21 protein-coding genes are annotated in these 20903 nt (G+C 67.5%); 6 read left to right on the top strand and 15 right to left on the bottom strand.

The window, feature by feature from the left end:
• Positions 1–191 precede the first annotated feature (191 nt).
• The 11 genes from GTH22_RS04050 to fabD all read right to left on the bottom strand — a co-directional run bounded on the left by GTH22_RS04050 (position 192) and on the right by fabD (position 11894).
• On the bottom strand, positions 192–1397 hold the full coding sequence (locus tag GTH22_RS04050) for a phage major capsid protein (protein ID WP_252943377.1): 1206 nt from the start codon (positions 1395–1397) through the stop codon (positions 192–194).
• 69 nt (positions 1398–1466) lie between these two features.
• Positions 1467–2036, bottom strand: a complete 570-nt coding sequence (locus GTH22_RS04045; RefSeq protein ID WP_252943374.1) for an HK97 family phage prohead protease — start codon at positions 2034–2036, stop codon at positions 1467–1469.
• Positions 2037–2052: 16 nt separating this feature from the next.
• Positions 2053–3237 (bottom strand): phage portal protein, encoded by a 1185-nt coding sequence (locus tag GTH22_RS04040; RefSeq protein WP_252943372.1) that lies wholly within the window; start codon positions 3235–3237, stop codon positions 2053–2055.
• A 51-nt stretch (positions 3238–3288) separates the two neighbouring features.
• Positions 3289–4635, bottom strand: a complete 1347-nt coding sequence (locus GTH22_RS04035; protein ID WP_252947564.1) for a DNA-packaging protein — start codon at positions 4633–4635, stop codon at positions 3289–3291.
• 550 nt (positions 4636–5185) lie between these two features.
• Entirely contained in the window at positions 5186–5701 is a 516-nt protein-coding gene (locus GTH22_RS04030) for an ankyrin repeat domain-containing protein (RefSeq protein WP_252943371.1), read from the bottom strand.
• On the bottom strand, positions 5698–6891 hold the full coding sequence (locus tag GTH22_RS04025) for a PAAR domain-containing protein (protein WP_252943370.1): 1194 nt from the start codon (positions 6889–6891) through the stop codon (positions 5698–5700). Before GTH22_RS04025 ends, GTH22_RS04030 begins: the two co-directional genes overlap by 4 nt.
• Positions 6892–7014: 123 nt before the next feature.
• Positions 7015–8172, bottom strand: coding sequence for an endolytic transglycosylase MltG (mltG, locus tag GTH22_RS04020; RefSeq protein ID WP_252943368.1), 1158 nt, complete (start codon positions 8170–8172; stop codon positions 7015–7017).
• Positions 8172–9446, bottom strand: coding sequence for a beta-ketoacyl-ACP synthase II (gene fabF, locus GTH22_RS04015; RefSeq protein WP_252943367.1), 1275 nt, complete (start codon positions 9444–9446; stop codon positions 8172–8174). The genes mltG and fabF overlap by 1 nt, the downstream gene beginning before the upstream one ends.
• A 340-nt stretch (positions 9447–9786) precedes the next feature.
• A complete protein-coding gene (locus GTH22_RS04010; RefSeq protein ID WP_074255369.1) occupies positions 9787–10020 on the bottom strand; it encodes an acyl carrier protein in 234 nt (77 codons plus the stop codon).
• A 188-nt stretch (positions 10021–10208) separates the two neighbouring features.
• The gene (gene fabG / locus GTH22_RS04005; protein ID WP_252943366.1) at positions 10209–10946 is read right to left on the bottom strand and encodes a 3-oxoacyl-[acyl-carrier-protein] reductase; all 738 of its coding nucleotides are present in this window, start codon (positions 10944–10946) and stop codon (positions 10209–10211) included.
• 6 nt (positions 10947–10952) lie between these two features.
• Positions 10953–11894 carry an ACP S-malonyltransferase gene (gene fabD, locus GTH22_RS04000; protein ID WP_252943365.1) on the bottom strand — a complete coding sequence of 314 codons (942 nt, stop codon included), beginning with the start codon at positions 11892–11894 and terminating at the stop codon, positions 10953–10955.
• A 193-nt stretch (positions 11895–12087) separates the two neighbouring features.
• Here fabD and GTH22_RS22040 point away from each other — a divergent pair, with 193 nt between their 5' ends.
• Positions 12088–13380: a cytochrome b/b6 domain-containing protein gene (locus GTH22_RS22040; RefSeq protein WP_256471550.1), complete on the top strand. Its 1293-nt coding sequence runs from the start codon at positions 12088–12090 to the stop codon at positions 13378–13380.
• A gap of 72 nt (positions 13381–13452) precedes the next feature.
• On the opposite strand, the gene GTH22_RS03985 is transcribed toward GTH22_RS22040, so the two are convergent.
• Entirely contained in the window at positions 13453–14028 is a 576-nt protein-coding gene (locus GTH22_RS03985; protein ID WP_252947562.1) for a YceI family protein, read from the bottom strand.
• Between the two features lie 150 nt (positions 14029–14178).
• A complete protein-coding gene (locus tag GTH22_RS03980) occupies positions 14179–14709 on the bottom strand; it encodes a hypothetical protein (protein WP_252943364.1) in 531 nt (176 codons plus the stop codon).
• 295 nt (positions 14710–15004) lie between these two features.
• Here GTH22_RS03980 and rpsF point away from each other — a divergent pair, with 295 nt between their 5' ends.
• The 3 genes from rpsF to rplI are packed head-to-tail and all read left to right on the top strand — an operon-like array spanning position 15005 to position 16269.
• Entirely contained in the window at positions 15005–15358 is a 354-nt protein-coding gene (gene rpsF, locus GTH22_RS03975; RefSeq protein ID WP_252943363.1) for a 30S ribosomal protein S6, read from the top strand.
• Between the two features lie 29 nt (positions 15359–15387).
• The gene (rpsR, locus tag GTH22_RS03970) at positions 15388–15615 is read left to right on the top strand and encodes a 30S ribosomal protein S18 (RefSeq protein WP_025061827.1); all 228 of its coding nucleotides are present in this window, start codon (positions 15388–15390) and stop codon (positions 15613–15615) included.
• A gap of 12 nt (positions 15616–15627) precedes the next feature.
• A complete protein-coding gene (gene rplI / locus GTH22_RS03965; RefSeq protein WP_252943362.1) occupies positions 15628–16269 on the top strand; it encodes a 50S ribosomal protein L9 in 642 nt (213 codons plus the stop codon).
• Positions 16270–16408: 139 nt separating this feature from the next.
• Here the strand turns inward: rplI and GTH22_RS03960 are convergent, their stop codons facing one another.
• Entirely contained in the window at positions 16409–17143 is a 735-nt protein-coding gene (locus GTH22_RS03960) for a hypothetical protein (protein ID WP_252943360.1), read from the bottom strand.
• 148 nt (positions 17144–17291) lie between these two features.
• Between GTH22_RS03960 and GTH22_RS03955 the strand changes: the two genes are divergently transcribed.
• Together GTH22_RS03955 and GTH22_RS03950 are read left to right on the top strand one after the other, a co-directional pair.
• Entirely contained in the window at positions 17292–17768 is a 477-nt protein-coding gene (locus GTH22_RS03955; protein WP_252943357.1) for a lytic transglycosylase domain-containing protein, read from the top strand.
• A gap of 62 nt (positions 17769–17830) precedes the next feature.
• Positions 17831–19780, top strand: a complete 1950-nt coding sequence (locus GTH22_RS03950; protein WP_252943355.1) for a bifunctional 2',3'-cyclic-nucleotide 2'-phosphodiesterase/3'-nucleotidase — start codon at positions 17831–17833, stop codon at positions 19778–19780.
• Positions 19781–19808: 28 nt separating this feature from the next.
• On the opposite strand, the gene rsgA is transcribed toward GTH22_RS03950, so the two are convergent.
• On the bottom strand, positions 19809–20819 hold the full coding sequence (gene rsgA, locus GTH22_RS03945) for a ribosome small subunit-dependent GTPase A (RefSeq protein WP_371928313.1): 1011 nt from the start codon (positions 20817–20819) through the stop codon (positions 19809–19811).
• Positions 20820–20903 lie beyond the last annotated feature (84 nt).

Genomic DNA, 20903 nt, shown 5'->3' with positions numbered 1-20903 from the left:
GTCAGTCTCCCGAAAACCCTCTGCCCGCCCCCGCAGAATTGCGGGTGGCCACGAGCGCACGCCCCATGCGTCACCCGGACGGAGGAGAGCAACATCGGCACCGCATGGTGCGGCCGGTTTCCCGACCGCCCCGGCGCACGCCCGTGTCCCTTTCCGGGCGGCGCACAGGGCACCACCCGGCACTCTCGGCCTCAGGAGGCCGAGAACTTCAGGAGCTTGATCGCCTCGAAGTCGCTCACATCGCCGCCGACCCGCTTGGTGGCGTAGAAGAGCACATGCGGCTTGGCGCTGAACGGGTCGCGCAGCACCCGCAGATCGGGGCGCTCGGCCACGGTGTAGCCGGCGTAGAAGTCCCCGAAGGCAATGGCATGGGCGTCCGTGGCAATGTCGGGCATGTCCTCGGCAATCAGCACCGGATAGCCCAGAAGCCGCGCCGGCTCGCCCGCCGCCAACCCGTCCGACCACATGAACCGCCCGTCCGCATCCTTCAGCTTGCGAATGGCCCCGGCGGTCTTCGAGTTCATCACGAAGGTGCCGTTGGCGCGGTATTCGGCCCCCAGCGCATAGACCAGATCCACCAGCGCATCGGCATCGCCAATGTCGCCATCGGCCCCGGTGGCGATATAGCCCAGCTCGCCCCAACTCTGGCTGCCCTCGGCCACGATGGTGTGGTCCAGAATGCCGGTCGGCTTGTCGGAGCCATCCCCGTTGATGAAGGCCGCCGCTTCCGAGCGGGCGAACTTCTTGGCGATCCGGTCGGCCAGCCAGCCGTCGATGTCGAAGGCGGTGTCGTCCAGCAGCCGCTGGCTCGCCTTGGGCAGCGCCGAAAGCTCGTGGAGCGGAATGGTGATGCGCTCGATCGTCGGGCTGTCGGTTTCCACCGAAGCCCCGGTTTCGGTCGCCCAGCCCGCGCCCAGGTCGGCACGGTCGATGAGCACGTCGAAGGAGGTCGACTCCACCGTCACCACATTGGCAATCGCCCGCAGGCTCGCGGTGCTCGACAGCACCGTCTTGATCGTGGCCGAGGTCTCCGGGTCCACGAGGTAGCCCCCGTCTCCCGCCACCGCGGTCGACAGGCCCTTGCCCTCCAGCTCCAGGCTGCGCAGCCCGTCGTCATCGCCGTTGCGCAGATAGGCGTTGAAGGCCTTCTGATGCGGCGCACCGGCCTCGGTTGCGGCCGAAAGGGCAGGACGCCCGGCGGAAATGGTCTTCTTCTGAAGCATGGTCAGTCGCTCTTCCTGTTTCTGAACGCGAGAATGAAGTTCGCTCTGGAACGATTTGAATTCGCCCAGAAAGCCCGTCAGGGCCTCGGCCACTTCGGCCACGGGGGATGCCGGTTGGGGATCGGTCGCGGGCACGCTCCGCCCGCCCCCGGACCCAGTCTCGGGAGTGCTCATCGCAACTCTTCCTTTCGTTGGGATTGCTCGACGACGGCGCTTCGGCACCGCCGCAGGTTCAGGCCGGCCTCAGCCCGCCAGCTCCCGGCGGGCCGCCTTCAGCGCCTCCGCCAGCTCTTGCCAGCCCTCGTTTGCATCCGGGGCGAGGTCGTCGCCCTTCGCGCCCGAAAGCCGTGCCTCGCGGAGCATCGGAAAGGTGACAAGCGACACCTCCCAAAGCTCCAGATCGTGCAGCAGCCTGCGCCCCTGCCCGTCCTTCTCTGCCCGCTTGGTGCGATACCCGATCGACAGCCCGTCGATGGCGCCCGCGCTGATCAGCGCCGCCGCCTCGCGGGCGCGCGCCACATCGGGCAGCAGGCGGCCCTTCACGTAGAGCCCGCGACGATCCTCGCGCACCTCGTCCCAGATCCCGATCGGCTCGCGCGGGTCATGCTGCCAGAGCATCTTCACCGCCTGCCCCCGCGCCGCCATGGCCTTCAACGAGGCCGCATAGGCCCCCGCCACAACCACGTCGCCCCCCTGGTCCGCCGCGCCGAACAGCGAGGCATAGCCCGAAATCTCGAGGTGCTCCCCCACCGCCAACCTGGCCTCGGGTGCACAGAACTTGTGCTCCAACTGCGGCCCGTAATCCTTTGCCATCGCTCGCCTTTCTCTGCTACGCATCGCCAGCCTCCAGGGGCGGCAGCCCGAGAAGCGCGCGCTTCTCCGCCGCGCTCAGGAAGGCCGCCTCGCTCACCCGCCGCCACTGCGCCTCGCGTTCCGTGGCCAGCGCCGGCACCCCGTCGAGGTCGGGCTTCAGCTCCACCGCCTCGCCGCCGAGCCCGCTCAGCCAGTCGCCAAGCGCACCGGCCACCTTGCCCACCAGCGGCAACACCGTCAGCCGGTAGAAGGCGCGGTTGGCCTCCTGGTAGTTCGCATAGGTCGCCTCGCCGGGGATGCCGAGCATCATCGGCGGCACCCCGAAGGCGGTGGCAATCTCGCGTGCCGCCGCCTCCTTGGTCTTCTGGAACTCCATGTCCGAGGGCGAAAACCCCATCGGCTTCCAGTCCAGCCCGCCTTCCAGCAGCATCGGTCGGCCCGCGTTGGCCGCGCCCTGATGATGGCTGGCCATCTCGTCGAGCAGCCGGTCGTATTGATCCGCCGAAAGCTGCCCGGCCCCGTCCGCACCGCGATAGACGATCGCACCCGAGGGCCGCGCCGCATTGTCGAGCAGCCCCTTCGACCATTTCGAGGCCGCGTTGTGCACATCCAGCGCATTGGCCGCCGCCTTCAGCGGCGACAGGCCATAATGGTCATCCTGCGGGTGGAAGGCCTTGATATGACACACGGGTTTCAGCTCGCCGCTGGCATCGAACCGATGCTTGCGCCCCGCCACCTCGTAATCATAGCCCACCGGCCAGCCATCGGCCCCCGGCACCACGCTCATGCGGTCCGAGCGCAGCACATGCAGCTCGCCCGGCAGGCCGGCCTCGCCCTGCACTGCCTCCACGTAGCCATTGCCCGAAAGCAGGATCTGCCCGAACAGCGCCTCCAGAAATTCCGCCCGCCCCTGCGCCGCATTGGGCCGACGCATCAGGTCGGCCACCGGGTGCAGCTCGTAGCGCCGCTCCGTGTCCTGGCAGATCAGCGGCACCGCCGCCGCCGCTTCGGCGATCAGCTTCACCGCCCTGAAACCCACCGGGTTGCCGGTGAACCCCGTCCGCGTGAGCGACACCGTGTCCCGCGGGCTCCACGCCACCCGGCCCGCCCCGTGATAGGCAATCACGGGGCCCGTGGCCGAGGCCTTTTGCTCGGGCACGGCGCCGCCGCCCCGCTCCCGTCTGAGGAAGTCGAAGACCATCCGTCTCTCCTTTTTCGATTGTCCGTCGCGTGGGCAAACCCACCGATCGCCCTAGAGCGTCCGCATCTTCGGGCGCTGCCATCTTGCCGCCGGAACCAGGATCAGCTCGGTCAGCGCCCAGACGAGCGCATCCACCCGGTCCGGCGAGCCGCTGCCCTGATAGCCCTGTGCCGTCATCCGGCCCATCTCGTCTTCCAGCGCGCCCAGCCCCGGCACATGGCGCACCCGGCCCTGCTCGTAGAGCGCCGCCACCGGCTCGGCCCTTGCAATCTTGCCGCGCGAGGCCCGCACCGCCCGGTAGGGCAGCGTCGGCTCAAGCTGGCGCAGCAGGGTTTCCACAAGGTCGCCGCCCTGGTTCACCTCGGCCACCACCCGCTCGGCATTGTGGCGGTTGGCGGCGTCCAGCACCGCCTGCGCCCAGACCAGCGGCGAGGCGGATTGCACCGAGGCATCCTCCAGCACCACCACCCGCCAATCCTTCGGCTCGCCGCTGCCCGCCTCGAGCCCGGCCACCACGATCCCGCAGGCGTCCGATCCCTTGTGCCCGGTCACCGGCGGGTCCACCGCCACCACCACCCGGGCCACCTCGGGCACCTCGCGCAGCCGCGCCGCCTCCAGCGCCTCATGGCTCCAGAGCGCGCCGTCGATGTCATCGAGCATCACCCCTTCCAGCTCCTGCCGCCCCAGCGAGGTGCCGCCATAGCGCGCCTTCACCTCCTCCAGAAACGACGGCGCCAGCCACGCCCGGTTGGCCTCGGTGGCGGCGCGGGTCACAACCGTGCTCCGCCGTTCCAGAAGCTCGCGCAGCAGCGCCTGCTTGCGCGGCGTCGTGGTCACGCACATCCGCGGGCTGTCGCCAAGGCGCAGGCCGAACTGCAGCATGTCCCACGCCTCCTGCGCCTTCTTCCACTTGGCCAGCTCGTCCACCCAGGCCCCGTCAAACTGCGGCCCCCGGAGCGCCTCGGGGTCGCTGGCCGAAAAGACCTGCGCCACCGCGCCGTTGGGCCACTCAAGCTGCTTGCGGCCCGCCTTCCACTCGGGGCGGCGGTCAGGCGGCGAGCAGGCCAGAATCCCGCTCTCGCCAAAGACCATCACCTCGCGCGCCTGGTCGATGGTCTCGCCCACCAGCGCCATCCGGCGGCAGCGGCCCTCGTCGAAGGGGCCGCTGCCCTCCACCTGCGCCCGCACCCACTCGGCGCCGGCCCGGGTCTTGCCCGCGCCCCGCCCGCCCAGAATGACCCAGGCCCGCCAGTCGCCCTCGGGTGCTATCTGATGGGGCAGCGCCCAGAACTCGAAGAGCCAGGGCAGCGCCGCCAGCGCCTCAGGGCTCAGGCTCTCCAGAAACGCCGTCTGCTCCGCCTGCGGCGCGCAGGCGAGCCAGGCGGCGCCCGATCTCAGCTCTTGCCGCGTCGAGGTCGAGCACGCCGCCCCCGCCCCCGCCTCCGAGCCCTCCGGCCCCTCTCTCTCCGCCCGCTCCGGAAACTCCGGCAGCGCCGCTTCGCTTCTGATGTTCCTCAACACGATCTTTCTCCTGGTAGGCTGCAAGGAGCAAACGCCGCATCCGCCGGAGATCCTCCAGCACCTCCGCGGCCCCGGCCCCCGGCCTGGCACCTCGTCTTCCAATCATCTCCGACAGCGCCCCCGCGCCCTCGGCCACAAGCTGTTCTGCCGCAGACAGCACGCCATCTGCGCCCCCGCCCCAGCGGTCGGGTCGATCATCCATGGTCATGTCTCGCTAGAAGCCGGCGTCCTGAGTGACCGGCATTAAAAAAGCGGCCCACCCCAAAGGGTTGCCGCGCCCACCTCTCTCATCATGTCACAACCTATAGAGGAGTGCGTTCGCAGAGTCAAGCCAAAACGACGAGCACCGCCCGCTAAGCGTCTGTTTCGTTAGGGTTTTCTTAACCTCTGGAGACGCGAGGCGCAGGGCGAAAATCGGCCAAGTCCCTCATTTCGGGGGCCAATTTCCCTCCTTGATCCGCTTCTTCACATCGTTGGGCTCGTAATACTGGCCCAACATGCCCTTCTCGTTCAGCAACTCGCGCACCTTCAGCAGCGCCGGAAAATCCGGGTTGCCCTCCTTCACACGGCTGGTCGCGGCCAGCCACGGCAGGGTCATACCACGCCGGTCCACCGCGCCAACGAAGGCGCCGCGCTCGATCAGGAACACCGCCATCGGCCAGCTGTCGGCCACGGCGGCCTTCAGCAGGGGCGTCGCCCCCTGAAAGCCGGGCACCTCAATGTCGCCGCCCGCATCCAGCAGCGCCTGGATCTTCTCGAACTCCTCGCGCTCGACCCACCAATGGATGATCGGCAGCCCGTCCGGGCCCTTCTCCTCGATGTCGATGGTGCTCATGTTCTCTCCAATCTCGAACGCGCCAAGGCGCATCGCGCCCCACAGCCCCGCACCGCCAAGCACGGCAACGGTCAACACCGCTCCCAGCGCCCAGCCGCTCCGGCTCATGTGCAGCCGTTGTCCTGCTGATCCTGGCGGATCTGGTTTTCCTGCGCCTTCAGCGACCGCTGCATCTCTTCGATCGAGTGAAACCGAAGCTGCTGGTTCCCCTTCTCCTGCGCCGCCTGCTTGGCATCGAGCGCGCGCTGCTCGATGAAATCGGGCACGTAGTTGTCGGGGTTGGCGATCTGGCGCGGCACCCGGTCGCTCTCCGACCAGATCTCCGTCGGCTCCATCTGGCGCCGGTTGCCGAAGGCCTGCGGGGCGAGCCCGTAGCTGTTGTCCTGCAGCCGGTTCAGCGGATCGGTGCGCAGGTAATAGGCCTGCACATCGGCATCCGGATCGCCGCCTTCCATCGAGTTCTCATGCAGCCCGGCCGCGTTGAACGTATAGGCCGGATCGCCCGAGGCCGTCGCCGCCGCGCTGGCCATGCCACCGCCCAGCGAATGGCCGGTGTAGCGCACCTTGCCCGGCTGCGAGGCGCTGGCCGTGCGGCCGATCTCGTTGGCGCGGCGGTAGTATTCGGTCTCCATCCCCGCGCCCTGGCCAAAGTTCGAGCCCCAGTCCTCCGCCGAATCCGGCGTGGTGCCCTCGAAAGCCACGGTATAGGTCTCTTCGCCCGTCACCGGGTTGGTATGCACGAAGACATCGGCGTTGAAGTCGCTGTCGGGCATCGCCGTCAGGTCGTTCTCGCCGTCATGCAGCCCCAGCGCCTCGAGGTCGGCCTGCGTGGCGCGGCGGGTGTTGGCCGGCAGCTCGCCGCCCTCCCCGTCGAGATAGGCCGCGGCAGACATCGCCGCCATGTCCTGCGCCGTCTGGTTCTCGGCCAGCTCCCGCGCCAGCGTGTTGCAGATCGGGCGCGGGTTCATCCCCGGCATCCCGCCCCCAACCCCCGGCGCCACCAGGCCCGGCATGATGCCGATCAGCACGTTGGGCTGCCCTTTGATGATCGCGCCGCCCTTGGCGGTCGGATCACCCATGCGCGCGGCGGGCTGGTTCATCACCAGCACGTTGAACGCCCCGAACACGATCGCATCGACCGCCGCCGGGGGCGGGCCGATGCAGGCGCAGAGGTCGCCCATGCGGGCTTGCGGCAGGTTGCCCGTCAGCACCGTGACGGCGCAGGGCGGAATGATGGGAAGCCCCGGCGAAAGGGCACATGCGTGGTTGTCGCCAATGCGGGCGGCTGGCTGGCTCATGAGAATGTGTCCGTCATAACAATACCTCACATGAAGGCACTCGGACGGCTCATGTCAAGGTTGCCTGCCCTTCCGAGGGGCCGAAAACGTCATCACAGCCCGCGCCGCGGCGGCGGCGAGGGCTCAGTTGTTGCCCTCGGCGCGCTCCGCCTCGATCTCGCGCCAGCGGGCCACGTTCTCGTTGTGCTCTTCCAGCGTCTCGGCAAAGGCATGACCACCGGTGCCATCGGCCACGAAAAAGATGAACGGCGTGGTGTCGGGGTTCAGCGCCGCCTCGATGCTGGCCCGTCCCGGGTTGGCAATCGGCGTGGGCGGCAGCCCGTCGATGACATAGGTGTTGTAATCGGTGCGCGCCCGCAGCTCGCTCTGGCGCAGCCCCCGGCCAAGCGACCCCCGGCCCTGGGTGACGCCATAGATCACCGTCGGGTCGGTCTGCAACTTCATCCCCTGCTCCAGTCGGTTGACGAACACGCTCGCCACCTGCCCGCGCTCCTCGGGAACACCGGTTTCCTTCTCCACGATCGAGGCCATCACCAGCGCCTCCTCGGGGCTGTCGTAGGGCAGCCCCTCGGCCCTCTCGGCCCAGGCTTCGGCAAGGATCGACTGCTGCGCAGACTGCATCCGCTCCACCAGCACGGCCATGTCCGAGCCCCGGCGCACCTCATAGCTGTCGGGCGCAAGGCTGCCCTCCGCAGGCACCTCCACCGTGCCTTCGAGGAAGCCCGCCGCCTTCAGGCTCTCGACCACCTGCCAGCTCGTCACGCCCTCGGCCAGCGTCACCCGAAAGCGCACGTCCGCACCGGCGGTGCCCGTCGCATAGGCGTCCGGCGCCTCTTCCTCGGCCGGGTTGTACTTGGCAACCTCCACGTATTCCTGCGTCGCCGGGTCCAGCTCGCGCATCACCAGCTCGGCCCGCAGAACACCCACGCGATAGTTCACCTCGGTGCCGCAGGTGCTGCGCCCGGCGGTGGTGATGCTGTCGACGATCTCCTGCATCGACGAGCCTTCAGGCACCAGGAAAGACCCCGCCTTCAGCTGCTGCGTCCGGTCGGTGTACTCCGCGCCCATCCGAAAGATCATGCCGTTGCTGACCGCGCCGCGCTCCACCAGCTCGTCACTGACCGCGCCCATGTTGGAGCCGGGCCGCACCTGCAAACAGATCGCCTCCGCCAGCGGGCCGGGCCCGGTGTACTGCTTCTGCGCCCAGGTCACGCCCACGGCGAGACCGATCATCAGAACGATGATGATTGTCAGGCCATTGGAGGCCAATGAACGCCACATCAGTCGGTAACTTTCCGCAGGATAAGGCAGGCATTGGTGCCACCGAACCCGAAGCTGTTGGACAGCGCCACATCAATCTCGCGCTCATGCTTTGCATTGGCGGCAAGGTTCAGCTTGGGCTGCACCGCCGGGTTGTCGAGGTTGATCGTCGGCGGCGCCACCTGGTCGCGGATAGCAAGCGTCGCAAAGATCGCCTCCACCGAGCCCGCCGCGCCCAGCAGGTGGCCGATCGCGCTCTTGGTCGAAGACATCGTCGCCTTGCTCGCCGCATCCCCCATCATCCGCTCCACCGCGCCAAGCTCGATGGTGTCGGCCATGGTCGAGGTGCCATGCGCGTTGATGTAGTCGATATCCTCCGGGCTGATTCCGGCCCGCTTGATCGCCGCTTCCATCGCCCGGTATCCGCCCTCGCCATCCTCGCTCGGCGCGGTGATGTGATAGGCATCGCCCGAGAGGCCATAGCCGATCACCTCGGCATAGATCTTCGCGCCCCGCGCCTTGGCGTGCTCGTATTCCTCCAGCACCACGATGCCCGCGCCCTCGCCCATGACAAAACCGTCGCGGTCCTCGTCATAGGGCCGGCTCGCCGTCTCGGGGCTGTCGCCCCGCTTGGTGGAAAGCGCCTTGCAGGCGTTGAACCCGGCAATCCCGATCTCGCTGATCGGGCTCTCGGTGCCGCCCGCCACCATCACGTCGGCATCGCCCCACTGTATCAGCCGCGCCGCATCGCCAATCGCATGGGCGCCCGTGGAACAGGCCGTCACCACCGCATGGTTCGGCCCCTTGAACCCGTACTTGATGCTCACCTGCCCGCTGACGAGGTTGATCAGCGCGCCCGGAATGAAGAACGGGCTCACCCGGCGCGGGCCACGTTCCTTGATCAGCACGGCGGTGTCGGCAATCGAGTTCAGCCCGCCAATGCCAGAGCCGATCATCACGCCGGTGCGCAGCAGGCTCTCCTCGTCCTCGGGGGTCCAGCCTGCATCCTCAACCGCCTGAATCGCGGCAGCAACGCCGTAGAGAATGAAATCATCCACCTTGCGCCGGTCCTTCGGCGCCATCCAATCATCGGGGTTGAAGGTGCCGTCCGAGCCATCGCCCAGCGGGATCTCACAGGCATAGGTGGTGGCCAGATGGCTGGCATCGAACTTCTGGATCGTCGCCGCCCCCGACTTCCCGGCCAGGATCCGGCTCCAGGTCTCTTCCACGCCACAGGCCAGCGGAGTGACCATCCCCAGCCCGGTAATCACGACACGCCGCGTGCTGTCTGCCATCTGCTCGGCCCCCTTCGACTTCAACAGTCTGTTCTCGGTTGCCCTCAATTACACGGGTTTGGCGGGGGGCGGCAAGAGAGGTCAAGCGCCGCCCTGCAGCAAACTGCCCAATTCCGCTGCTACATGAACCAGTCGCCGCTTTGCGCCCGGAGCGCGTTTCACGCTGCAATACGGGCCGGAATTGCCCCGATTGCCCCGCGCAATGGCAGCATCAGGCCAGCATGACGGGCAATGAATTGCGCGTGAGCGTCACGGAGTGAACTTCCGAAATGAAATCCATCCCCAAAAAGCAAAACGGCGCCCGAAGGCGCCGCATTAATTCGTCCTGAGGCCCTGTGGCTCAGGCGGCTTCGGAGATGAACTTCACCGCGTCGCCAAAGGTCTGGATGGTCTCGGCCGCGTCGTCCGGAATCTCGATGCCGAACTCTTCTTCGAAGGCCATGACCAGCTCGACGGTGTCGAGGCTGTCTGCGCCCAGATCGTCGATGAAGGATGCGTTCTCAGTCACCTTGGACTCTTCAACGCTCAGGTGCTCGACAACGATCTTCTTTACCCGATCAGCGATATCGCTCATGAAATCTCTCCGTCAGTTTCCGGGCTTTACTGCCCGTCCGGTGTCCCTTGCCCCAAGTGTGGAAATCCCCACCAAGGCCCTGCCTGCCAGCGCCACAAGGCCCCGGCTGCTCGAAATGTGCGCCGCCTATAGCACGGTTTCCTGCGGACGCAAACGCTTTCCCAAGGGCGCTTTTTGCGCCCTTGTGCTCAGATCATGGCCATGCCGCCATTCACGTGCAAGGTGGTGCCTGTGGTATAGCCCGCCTCGTCACTCGCAAGATATAGTGCTGCAGCCGCGATTTCAGCGGCCTCGCCCATCCGGCCAGAAGGAATCTGTCCGAGGATCGCGCCCTTCTGCTCCTCGTTCAGCTTGTCGGTCATCGCCGTGGTGATGAAGCCCGGGGCGATGCAGTTCACCGTGATGTTCCGGCTCGCCACCTCGTAGGCCAGGCTCTTGGACATGCCCACGAGGCCCGCCTTGGAGGCGGCGTAGTTCCCCTGCCCGGGGTTGCCGGTGGCACCGACCACCGAGCTGACGTTGATGATCCGGCCCCAGCGGGCCTTCATCATGCCGCGCAGCACGCCCTTGCAGAGCCGGAAGGCGGCGGTGAGGTTCACCTCGATCACCTGCGCCCATTCCTCCTCGCTCATCCGCATGAAGAGATTGTCGCGGGTGACACCGGCGTTGTTCACCAGAATGTCGAGCGCGCCCATCGCCTCGATCGCCTGCTTGGGCAGCGCGTTCACCGCCTCGGCGTCGCCAAGGTTGCAGGGCAGCACATGGGCCCACTCGCCCAGCTCACCCGCCAGCGCCTTCAGAGGCTCCTCGCGGGTGCCGCTCAGCCCCACCGTCGCGCCCGCGCCATGCAGCGCCCGGGCGATCTCGCCACCGATGCCGCCGCTCGCGCCCGTCACAAGGGCGCATTTGCCCGTCAGATCAAACATTCCTGCTCACTCCTTGTTCAGCGAGGCCGCAGCCGCCGCCACATCTTCGGGCGTGCCCACCGCAACGGTGGCCGCCTCCTTCTCGATCCGCCGGATCATGCCGCTCAGCGCCTTGCCCGCGCCGATCTCCCAAAACTCGGTGACACCCTGCTTCACCATGAACTGGACCGACTCCCGCCAGCGCACCCGGCCCGTGACCTGCTCCACCAGCAGCGAGCGGATCGTGGTCGGGCTGGTGCGGGCGCTGGCCAGCACGTTGGCCACCACCGGAACCACCGGCTCCTTCATGTCGACATTGCCGAGGGCGCGGGCCATCGCCTCTGCCGCCGGACCCATCAGCTCGCTGTGGAACGGGGCCGAGACCGGCAGCAGCATCGCCCGCTTGGCGCCGCGCTCCTTGGCCAGCTCGCAGGCCGATTCCACGCAGGCCCGCGTGCCCGAGATCACCACCTGTGCCGGGTCGTTGTCATTGGCGGCCTGGCAGATGCCGTTTTCGCTCGCATCCTTCGCCACCGCTTCCACCGCGGCAAAGTCGAGGCCCAGAATGGCCGCCATCGCGCCCTCGCCCACCGGCACCGCCGCCTGCATCGCCGCGCCCCGCGCCCGCAGCAGCCGCGCGGTGTCGGCCAGCGTGAAGGTGCCCGCCGCGCAGAGTGCCGAGTATTCGCCCAGCGAGTGCCCGGCCACATAGGCCGCATCGCTCACCTTCACGCCCTCGGCCTCCAGCGCCCGCATCGCCGCCATCGAGGTTGCCATCAGCGCGGGCTGGGCATTGGCCGTCAGCGTCAGATCCGCTGCATCGCCCTCCCAGATCAGCGCGCTGAGCTTTTCCCCCAGCGCCTCGTCGACCTCCTCGAAGACCGCCGCCGCCGCCGGATAGGCGTCGGCCAGCGCCTTGCCCATGCCGATCACCTGAGCGCCCTGCCCGGGAAATACAAATGCCCTCATGGCCCCCTCCTTCGTTGTTTTGCCCGTCCTAGCTTGTCGTGCCCGCTGCCACAAGGGAAGCCCGGACCAGAGCGCTTACGCCCCAGCCCCCCGGTTTATTCTGTGCCGCTGCGCACAAGCACCCCTCGCTCAAGCCCACTACTCCCCGGCACCGCACATGGGTATCTATGCGTCAACAACCGGAGTCACCCCAATGCCCCTCGCCAATACGCCCGCCAGCTACGGCACGATATCCAAGAGCTTCCACTGGCTCACCGTGCTGCTCATCCTCGCCCTCTGGCCGCTCGGCTGGTTCGCCAACTGGTGGCCCTACGACACGCAGGCCGCCTTCGACACCAAGTTCCTGCTGTTTTCCCTGCACAAAACCCTCGGCGTCACCCTCTTCGTCATCGCGCTGGCCCGCGTGGTCTGGACCCTCACCCAGCCCCACCCCCGCCACATCTCCGAGAACCGCGCCGAGGGCCTTGCCGCCTCCACCGTGCACTGGCTGCTCTACGGCTCCATCATCGCCCTGCCAATCACCGGCTGGATCGAGCACGCCGCCTCCGAAGGCTATGCCCCCATCCTCTGGCCGCTCGGCCAGGGCCTGCCCTTCATCCCCAAGAGCGTGCCCCTCTCGGTGGCCTTCGCCCATATGCACGTGGCGCTCACATGGGTCATCCTCGGCGCGGTCGCCCTGCACGTGGCCGGCGCGCTGAAGCACGCCCTGATCGACCGTGACGGCACCCTCGCCCGCATGTGGTTCACCCGCCGCACGCCCCCCACGCCGCCCGCCGCCAAGGGCTACGGCCCCCTGCCCGCCCTCGCCGCCGCCGCCGTGCTCGCCGCCGCCATGGCCTTCCCCTTCCTCACCGCCGAAGAGCCGCACGAAGAGAGCGCACCCGCCGTGCAAAGCGAGGCAGATGGAATCCAATCCGAACAAAGCGAGGCAACCGAGGCCCCAACACCCCAAACCGCCGAAGCCGCCCCCCCGGCCGACCAGACCACCCCCGCAGACACCCCGCTCTGGCAGGTCCAGTCCGGCACCATCGCCCTGACCATCCAGCAGATGGGCCAGGCCGTCACCGGCGCCTTCCCCGACTTCACCGCCCAGATCGCCTATGACCCGGATGCCCCCGGCCCCGAAAAAGGTCAGGCCGATGTCACCATCGACATCGCCACCCTCTCCCTCGGCTCCGTCGCCGCCCAAGCCCAGGGCCCCGACTACTTCGACTCCACCCAGCACCCCACGGCCAGCTTCTCCGGCCCGATCATCGCCGATGACGCCGGCAATCTCTCCGTCGACGGCACCCTTACCATCAAGGGCCACAGCGCCCCCGTGCCGCTCCCCTTCACACTCACCATCGAGGGCGACACCGCCACCGCCTCCGGCACAACCACCCTCGACCGGCGCAGCTTCCACGTCGGTGACACCATGACCGACGAAAGCTCCCTCGGCTTCACCGTCGAGATCACCATCAACCTCACCGCCACCCGCGCCGACTGAGCCGGCCACACGGCACACAAAAAGGGCCGCCGGATCTCTCCGGCGGCCCTCTTCATGTCTGGCGCGTCAGGCTCACTCGGCCTTGCCGGCCTCCACCGAGATCTGCACCGCAACCTCGTCGCTCACCATCGGCGCGAAGGCCCCGAGGTTGAAGTCACTGCGCAGCAGCGTGGTGGTGGCGCTGAACCCGGCCCAGGGCTTGCCCTCCATCGGGTGCGCGTCGGTCTGACCGTTCAGCGTGGCGTCCAGCACCACTTCCTTGGTCACACCGTTCACCGTCAGGTCGCCGGTGATCAGCGCGGTATCCTCGCCGGTCACTTCGATCGAGGTGGAGGCAAAGCTCACCTCTTCGCCCGCGTCCCCACCGAAGAAGTCGCCGGTCATGAAGTGCTGGGTGCGCGCATCCCAGCCGGTGATCAGGCTGTCTTCGGGGAAGGTGACGCTGACGCTCGAAGCCGCAGGATCGTCCTTGTCCCACATGATCTCGCCGCCGAAGCCGGAGAACATCGAGGTGGTGGTCGAGAAGCCGAAGTGGTCGTAGCTGAACACGATCTGGCTGTGGCTGGCGTCCAGCGCGTATTTTTCGGTGTCGGCGACAATCGGGGTGGCGGCAACCGCGATGGCGGCGCCGAGGAAGTGGGATTTCAACACGTTATGGTCCTTTCGGGAGGTCATTCACTCCCCCGACAGATCGTATGCCGCAGTGCAGAATACAACATGCACCAGCGCACAGACCCTGTGGCAGCCCGCGCATGTTGTGCAGCGTGACAGGGCTTGCATTGCCCGCGCCGCCGCGCCTCAGACCGCCCTGCGCGTCCGCAGCAGGTCGGCCCCGATCCGCCGCGCCGCGCCCCTCAGCGCCTCGGGTGCGCCGCGCAGCAGCGCCTCCTTGCGCCCGCGCGTCAGCACGAAGAGCGCCCCGCGCCCGGCCCCGCCGTCCACGTCGATGCCCTCGATCGCGTCAAAGCTCCACTGCGCCACCAGCTGCGCCTGCCCGGTCGCGGCCAGCCGCCTGCGCCGCAACAGCCGTTTGTCGAGGTCCACCTCCAACTCCATCCGCGGCGCCGGACCGGGGCGCATCGCGAAGATGCCGCCCAGAACCACCAGCCCGGCCACGATGCCGAGCTTCACCACCATCCCCACGCCCACCGGCACCGCCAGCAGGCCGAGCCCGGCGAGGATCAGGCTGAAGCCCAGAAGCCGGCCCATCGCCTGCGCCGGGGCAATCTCGCCATCCTCCGAAAAAACATATCCCCCGCGCCGCTCCGTGACCTTCAGCCCGTCACGGGGCGCGCGCAATGCGCTGCCATGGATTTCGGTCGCAACCATCGCTCTGTCTGCCTCTTGTGTCGGGGCTTTTCGCCCGCTTGGCCCCATCTTGCCGCCGATCGGCGGAAAATTAAGGGGAAATCCGGCGATCCCCCGCGCAAACCCGGCCCCCGAGTCCTTTGCGCAACAGGGCCAAACCGGGCCGAACCCTCGCACAAGGCTTGCAACCCCGCGGACGTTGTGTAAAAGGCCACATCTCTTCGCAAAGCTATCCACAGCGGAGCCACTCGTGTCCGGGCCGCGAAGAGTGCATGGCCCGGCTTTGAAGCCCGCTCGAAACAAAAGGAACTGCCACATGCCGCTCTACGAGCATGTCTTTATCTCGCGCCAGGATCTTTCCGGCACCCAGGCCGAAGGCCTGATCGAGCACTTCTCCTCCGTTCTCGGTGACAATGGCGGCAAGGTCGTCGAACACGAGTACTGGGGCGTGAAGACCATGGCCTACAAGATCAACAAGAACCGCAAGGGGCACTACGCCTACCTGCGCACCGACGCCCCCGCGCCGGCCGTGCAGGAAATGGAGCGCCTGATGCGCCTGCATGACGACGTGATGCGCGTTCTGACCATCCGGGTCGACGAGCATGGCGAGGGCCCCTCGGTCCAGATGCAAAAGCGTGACGAGCGCGAACCGCGCCGCGAGCGCCGTTGATCCATAACTTGAGAAAAGGACAGTAAGCCATGGCTACCAAACCGTTTTTCCGCCGTCGCAAAGTGTGCCCCTTCTCCGGGGACAACGCACCGGCGATCGACTACAAAGACACCCGCCTCCTGCAGCGCTACATTTCCGAGCGCGGCAAGATCGTTCCGTCCCGCATCACCGCGGTGTCGGCCAAGAAGCAGCGTGAACTGGCCCGTGCGATCAAGCGCGCCCGCTTCCTCGCCCTGCTGCCCTACGCCGTCAAGTAAGGAGAGACCGCAATGGAAATCATCCTGCTCGAACGAGTCGCGAAGCTTGGCCAGATGGGCGAAGTGGTGAACGTCAAAGAGGGTTACGCCCGCAACTACCTCCTGCCGCAAGGCAAGGCGCTGCGTGCCAACGAGGCCAACATTGCCCGCTTCGAGGGCGAGAAGGCCCAGCTCGAAGCCCGCAACCTCGAGACCAAGAAAGAGGCCGACGCCCTCGGTGAAAAGCTGGCCGGCCAGCAGTTCATCGTGATTCGCTCCGCCTCCGACGCCGGTGCGCTCTACGGCTCCGTCACCCCCCGTGACGCCGCCGATGCCGCCACCGCCGAAGGGTTCTCGGTCGACAAGCGCCAGGTCGCGCTCGCCAGCCCGATCAAGGAGCTCGGTCTGCACGAGGTGCACGTCAACCTGCACCCCGAAGTCGAGGTGACCATCACCCTCAACGTCGCCCGCTCCACCGAAGAGGCCGAGCTTCAGGCCTCCGGCAAATCCATCCAGGATCTCGCCGCCGAGGAAGAAGCCGCAGCCGAATTCGAGATCTCCGAGCTGTTCGACGACATCGGCCAGGCCGCCAACGAAGACTTCGGTGACGAGCCCTCGCCCGCCGCCGAGGCTGCCGAAGAGGCCTCCGCCGAGGACGACGACGAGAACAACTGAGTTTTCACAGGCAAGAAAATGTCAAAGGCCGCTCCATCCGGGGCGGCCTTTTTCGTGGCGGAGAGTCATCAGGCCCCTTCGGCAGACGGCCAATGCAGGGTGGGTGAAATCCGCCACCGTCCCGCCGGCACGCTCTCCCTCAATAGCCCACCATCGCGAGCATCTGCCGCATGTCCTGCGTCACAAACATCCAGCCGCCCGCGCTCGCGGCCGCCAGCCCGCCCACCGCAACGCCCTGCAGGGCGCGCAGCTTGAACCAGCCGCGCCAGGCCTCGCGCCGCCGCGCCGCCATCACGCTGCGCCCGGCCACCATCAGCCCGGTCCCCAGCACCTCCGCCGCGCGGCGCAGCTCGCCCGTCAGCACCCGGCTCGGGTGCAGCCCCGGCTGGTCGCTCACCGCCAGACCCTTCATCGGCCGCACGAAGGCCTGCGGAATCACGAAGGCCGCATCGCCATCGCTCCACCCCTCCGCCCGCGCCCGCCGCACCACCCGCCGCAGCCGGTGCCGAAAGCAGAAGGCCTCGGCCCGGGTGATCTCCAGCGCCTGCAACGTGTAAAACCCCGCCTCGAACCGCTCCACCAGCCGCTCCATCGCGCTGGCAATCCGCACATCCTCGCGCGTGCCCATCCAGACTTCGGCGTTGAAAAGGCTCCAGAAAAGCCGCACCGCGTTCGAGCGGTCCAGCTCCCGTCGGCCCACCATCCACTCCAGCGCCCGCGCCTCCGGCGTGCCCTGCTGGCCTTCCAGCCCGCGGATCACATGCGCCCAGACCTCCTGGCTCTGACCGGCCAGCCATTCCGCCAGACAGGCCCCACTGTCCGTGGGCACCTCCTTGAAAAAGGCTTCAACCGTGCCGTGCTGCCCCATGCTCATGCTCCCGTTCCGCGAGTCGTTTGAGGGGCCATCCCAGCATTCCAATTGGGGCAGAAATGGGGCATCCGCGCCCCCGGCATCGGCAATTATCCCCCCTGTCGCCCCGCTGCCTCTCGCCAAGGGGCCGCCACCCTGCCACCCTCTGCCAATGACGACTCGCCGCACAGCCCTCGCCCTCCTCGCGCTCCTGCCGCTCGCCGCCTGCGGCAGCCCCTCCGAACCGGAGCCGGCAACCCGCGGGCCCTTCAACCCGCCGCTCTACCCGCAGGAAACCCCCGAGCTGCGCGCGCTCATCAACAAATATGCCAAGATCCACGACATGCCCGCCGAGCTGATCCACCGGGTCTGCATCCGCGAAAGCACCCACAATCCCCGCGCCCGCAACGGCCCCTATTACGGGCTGATGCAGGTTCTGCCCCAGACCGCCCGCACCATGGGCTTTCGCGGCGCGCCCTCCGACCTGCTCGATGCCGAGACCAACCTCAAATACGCGGGCAAATATCTCAAGGGCGCCTGGCTGGTGTCGGGCGGCGATATCGACGCCGCCATCGGCTGGTATGCCCGCGGCTATTATTACGAAGCCAAGCGCCTCGGCCTGCTCTACGAAACCGGCCTGCGCAGCTGACACACCCCCGTTACAACGCCGGGGCACACCGGCGGTAACACCAACACGAGAGGACCGCCCCCATGCCCATCACCCTGTCACGCCGCAGCTTTCTGGCCTCCACCGCCGCCGGGGGCCTCATCGCCCTCCACCCCTTCTCGCTGCGCGCCGCCGCCGGTCAGGCCCACCTCCGCCTGATGGAAACCACCGACCTGCACGTGCACGTCTACCCCTACGACTATTACGCCGACCGCGAGGTCGATACCGTCGGCCTCTCCCGCACCGCCTCCATCGTCAACGAGATCCGCGCCGAGGCCACCAACTCGCTCCTGCTCGACAATGGCGACTTCCTGCAAGGCAACCCGATGGGCGATTACATCGCCTACGAGCGCGGCATGAAGGAGGGCGACAGCCACCCCGTCATCACCGCCATGAACACCGTCGGCATCGAGGCCTCCACGCTCGGAAACCACGAGTTCAACTACGGCTTGGAGTTCCTCACCAAGGCCCTCGCCGGCTCCGGCTTCCCCGTGGTCTGCGCCAACATCACCAAGCCCGGCAGCGCCGAAACCCTGCTTGAGCCCTACGTGATCCTTGAGCGCGAAATCACCGATGGCGCGGGCGAGTCCCACCCGATCAAGATCGGCATCATCGGCTTCGTCCCGCCCCAGGTCATGAACTGGGACCGCAAGCACCTTGAGGGCAACGTCGAGGCGCGTGACATCGTCACCACTGCCCGCGCCCTCGTCCCCGAGATGAAGGAAAAAGGCGCCGACATCGTCATCGCCCTCTCCCACTCCGGCATCGGCTCAGCCGACGAGACCGACATGATGGAAAACGCCTCCGTCCCGCTCGCCGCCGTCGACGGGATCGACTGCATCCTGACCGGCCACAGCCACCTCGTCTTCCCCTCCTCCACCTACGCCGATTTTGCCGCCGTCGATGCCCAGGCCGGCACCATCCACGGCAAGCCCGCCGCCATGGCCGGCTTCTGGGGCAGCCACCTCGGCTTGATCGACCTGATGCTGGAGCGCGACGGCTCAAGCTGGCGCGTCACCGGCCACAGCGCCGAGGCCCGCCCGATCTCCAAGCGCGAGGAAGACCGCACCATCACCGCGCTGGTCGAGGACGATGCCGCCGTGCTCGAGGCCGTGAAGGCCGAGCACGAGGCCACGCTGGAATACGTCCGCCGCGCCGTCGGCACCACCGCCGTGCCGCTGCACAGCTACTTCGCGCTGGTGGCCGACGACCCCTCGGTGCAGATCGTCTCCAACGCGCAAACCTGGTACATCGCCCAGATGATGGAGGGCACCGAATGGGAGGGCCTGCCCATCCTCTCCGCCGCCGCCCCCTTCAAGGCCGGTGGCCGTGGTGGCCCCGAGTATTACACCGATGTCGCCCCCGGCGCCGTCGCCATCAAGAACGTGGCCGACCTCTACCTCTACCCCAACACCGTCCGCGCCGTGCTGATCGACGGCGCCACGGTAAAGGACTGGCTCGAACGGAGCGCGGGCATGTTCAACCAGATCGAGCCGGGCGCGCAGGATGCCACCCTGCTCAACCCCGATTTCCCCTCCTACAACTTCGACATCATGGATGGCGTCACCTACCAGATCGACCTCTCCCAACCGTCGAAGTACGGCCCCAAGGGCGAGCTGGAAAACCCCGATGCCAACCGCATCGTGAACCTTCAGTTCGAAGGCCAGCCCATTGATCCGGCGCAAAAATTCGTCGTCGCAACCAACAACTACCGCGCCGGCGGCGGCGGCACCTTCCCCGGCGCCGACGGCTCCACAATCATCTTTGAAGGCCCCGACACCAACCGCGACGTGATCGTGCGCTACATCGTCGACAAGGGAGAGATCGCCCCCGCCGCCGATGCCAACTGGACCTTCGCACCCCTCGAAGGCACCACCGTCCTGTTCGAAACCGGCCCCAAGGCCGCCGACTATGCGGCTTCGGTCAAAGGCGTCACCATCGAGCCCGCAGGCGACGGCGCCGACGGCTTCGCCGCCTTCCGCATCACCCTCTGATCCAGCAGCGCCCCGTCTCGGCGGGGCGCTACTTCTTGCGGCTGTTCTTGACCACCTTGCGCACCATCTTGCCAAAGCTCTTGTCGCGCATCCGCCGCTCCGAAAGGCTCTCGGAGTTGAACCTCTCCTCCGCCACCAGCTTCTTCCAGCGCTTGATCCGCGCCCCATCAATCTCGCCCCGCTCCAGCGCCGCCAGCACCGCGCAGCCCGGCTCAGTCTCATGGGCGCAATCGCGAAACTTGCAGCCCTCCCCCAGATCGCGCAGATCTGAGAACAAATCGCCAATCCCCGCCTCCGCATCGGTCATCTGAAGTTCGCGCATCCCCGGCGTGTCCAGCACCGCGCAGCCGCCGGGCACAAAATGCAGCTGCCGCCGCGTGGTCGTATGCCGCCCCCGCGCATCCGCCTCACGGATCGCCTGCGTCTCGATCGCCTCATCCTTCGAAAGCGCGTTGGTCAGGGTCGATTTTCCCACCCCCGACGAGCCCATGAAGGCCACCGTCTGCCCCGGCCTGCACCACTCCGCCAGCGCCTCCGCCACGGCCTCGCCCTTGGCGTTCACAACCACCACCGGCACCCGGTCGGAAATCTTGCGCGCCTCGGCGGCAAAGCTTTCCGGGTCTTCCGCAAGGTCGGGCTTGGTCAGCACGATCACCGGCGCCACCTCCGCCTCCATCGCCAGCGCGATGTAGCGTTCCAGCCGGGCCACGTTGAAATCCTGGTTACAGGAGGTGGCGATGAAGGCCGTATCCAAGTTGGCCGCAATCATCTGCATCACCCGCTCAAGCCCCGCCGCGCGGCGCTTGATGAGGCTGGTGCGCTCCAGCACCCGGCTCTGCGCCGGGGCCTCGCGGTTCAGCATCAGCCAATCGCCCACCGTCGCCTCAGGCCCCGGCGGCACCAGCTCGTCAATCCCGTCGCCCACCACGTGCAGCCCGTTGCGATGCACCTGCGTCACCCGCACCGGCGGCGTCGCAACCATCTCGTCGGCATCGGTCTGCTGGGCAAAGAAATTGCGCCACCCCAGCCCCTGAAGCACCGAACCCGGCGTCTTGCCCGCCCCCGTCGAGGGGCTCAGAAACTGCGAATAATCCCGTGTGATCGGCCCACTCCCCGCGGCCCG

The sequence above is a fragment of the Oceanicola sp. 502str15 genome (assembly GCF_024105635.1).
In the GTDB taxonomy this organism is placed as follows: Bacteria; Pseudomonadota; Alphaproteobacteria; order Rhodobacterales; family Rhodobacteraceae; genus Vannielia.
Note: the sequence above shows the minus strand (reverse complement) of the source record. Positions and strands in the feature narration are given on the sequence as shown.

What these genes read in the sequence shown, in the direction of transcription:
- GTH22_RS03950 (WP_252943355.1), top strand. Translation starts at nt 17,831, where the DNA reads ATGCCCATCACCCTGTCACGCCGCAGCTTTCTGGCCTCCACCGCCGCC.
- GTH22_RS03980 (WP_252943364.1), bottom strand. Translation starts at nt 14,709, where the DNA reads ATGGTTGCGACCGAAATCCATGGCAGCGCATTGCGCGCGCCCCGTGAC.
- rplI (WP_252943362.1), top strand. Translation starts at nt 15,628, where the DNA reads ATGGAAATCATCCTGCTCGAACGAGTCGCGAAGCTTGGCCAGATGGGC.
- GTH22_RS04025 (WP_252943370.1), bottom strand. Translation starts at nt 6,891, where the DNA reads ATGAGCCAGCCAGCCGCCCGCATTGGCGACAACCACGCATGTGCCCTT.
- rpsF (WP_252943363.1), top strand. Translation starts at nt 15,005, where the DNA reads ATGCCGCTCTACGAGCATGTCTTTATCTCGCGCCAGGATCTTTCCGGC.
- GTH22_RS04050 (WP_252943377.1), bottom strand. Translation starts at nt 1,397, where the DNA reads ATGAGCACTCCCGAGACTGGGTCCGGGGGCGGGCGGAGCGTGCCCGCG.
- fabF (WP_252943367.1), bottom strand. Translation starts at nt 9,446, where the DNA reads ATGGCAGACAGCACGCGGCGTGTCGTGATTACCGGGCTGGGGATGGTC.
- GTH22_RS22040 (WP_256471550.1), top strand. Translation starts at nt 12,088, where the DNA reads ATGCCCCTCGCCAATACGCCCGCCAGCTACGGCACGATATCCAAGAGC.
- GTH22_RS04010 (WP_074255369.1), bottom strand. Translation starts at nt 10,020, where the DNA reads ATGAGCGATATCGCTGATCGGGTAAAGAAGATCGTTGTCGAGCACCTG.
- GTH22_RS04040 (WP_252943372.1), bottom strand. Translation starts at nt 3,237, where the DNA reads ATGGTCTTCGACTTCCTCAGACGGGAGCGGGGCGGCGGCGCCGTGCCC.
- GTH22_RS04030 (WP_252943371.1), bottom strand. Translation starts at nt 5,701, where the DNA reads ATGAGCCGGAGCGGCTGGGCGCTGGGAGCGGTGTTGACCGTTGCCGTG.
- GTH22_RS03955 (WP_252943357.1), top strand. Translation starts at nt 17,292, where the DNA reads ATGACGACTCGCCGCACAGCCCTCGCCCTCCTCGCGCTCCTGCCGCTC.
- GTH22_RS03960 (WP_252943360.1), bottom strand. Translation starts at nt 17,143, where the DNA reads ATGAGCATGGGGCAGCACGGCACGGTTGAAGCCTTTTTCAAGGAGGTG.
- fabG (WP_252943366.1), bottom strand. Translation starts at nt 10,946, where the DNA reads ATGTTTGATCTGACGGGCAAATGCGCCCTTGTGACGGGCGCGAGCGGC.
- fabD (WP_252943365.1), bottom strand. Translation starts at nt 11,894, where the DNA reads ATGAGGGCATTTGTATTTCCCGGGCAGGGCGCTCAGGTGATCGGCATG.
- GTH22_RS04045 (WP_252943374.1), bottom strand. Translation starts at nt 2,036, where the DNA reads ATGGCAAAGGATTACGGGCCGCAGTTGGAGCACAAGTTCTGTGCACCC.
- rpsR (WP_025061827.1), top strand. Translation starts at nt 15,388, where the DNA reads ATGGCTACCAAACCGTTTTTCCGCCGTCGCAAAGTGTGCCCCTTCTCC.
- mltG (WP_252943368.1), bottom strand. Translation starts at nt 8,172, where the DNA reads ATGTGGCGTTCATTGGCCTCCAATGGCCTGACAATCATCATCGTTCTG.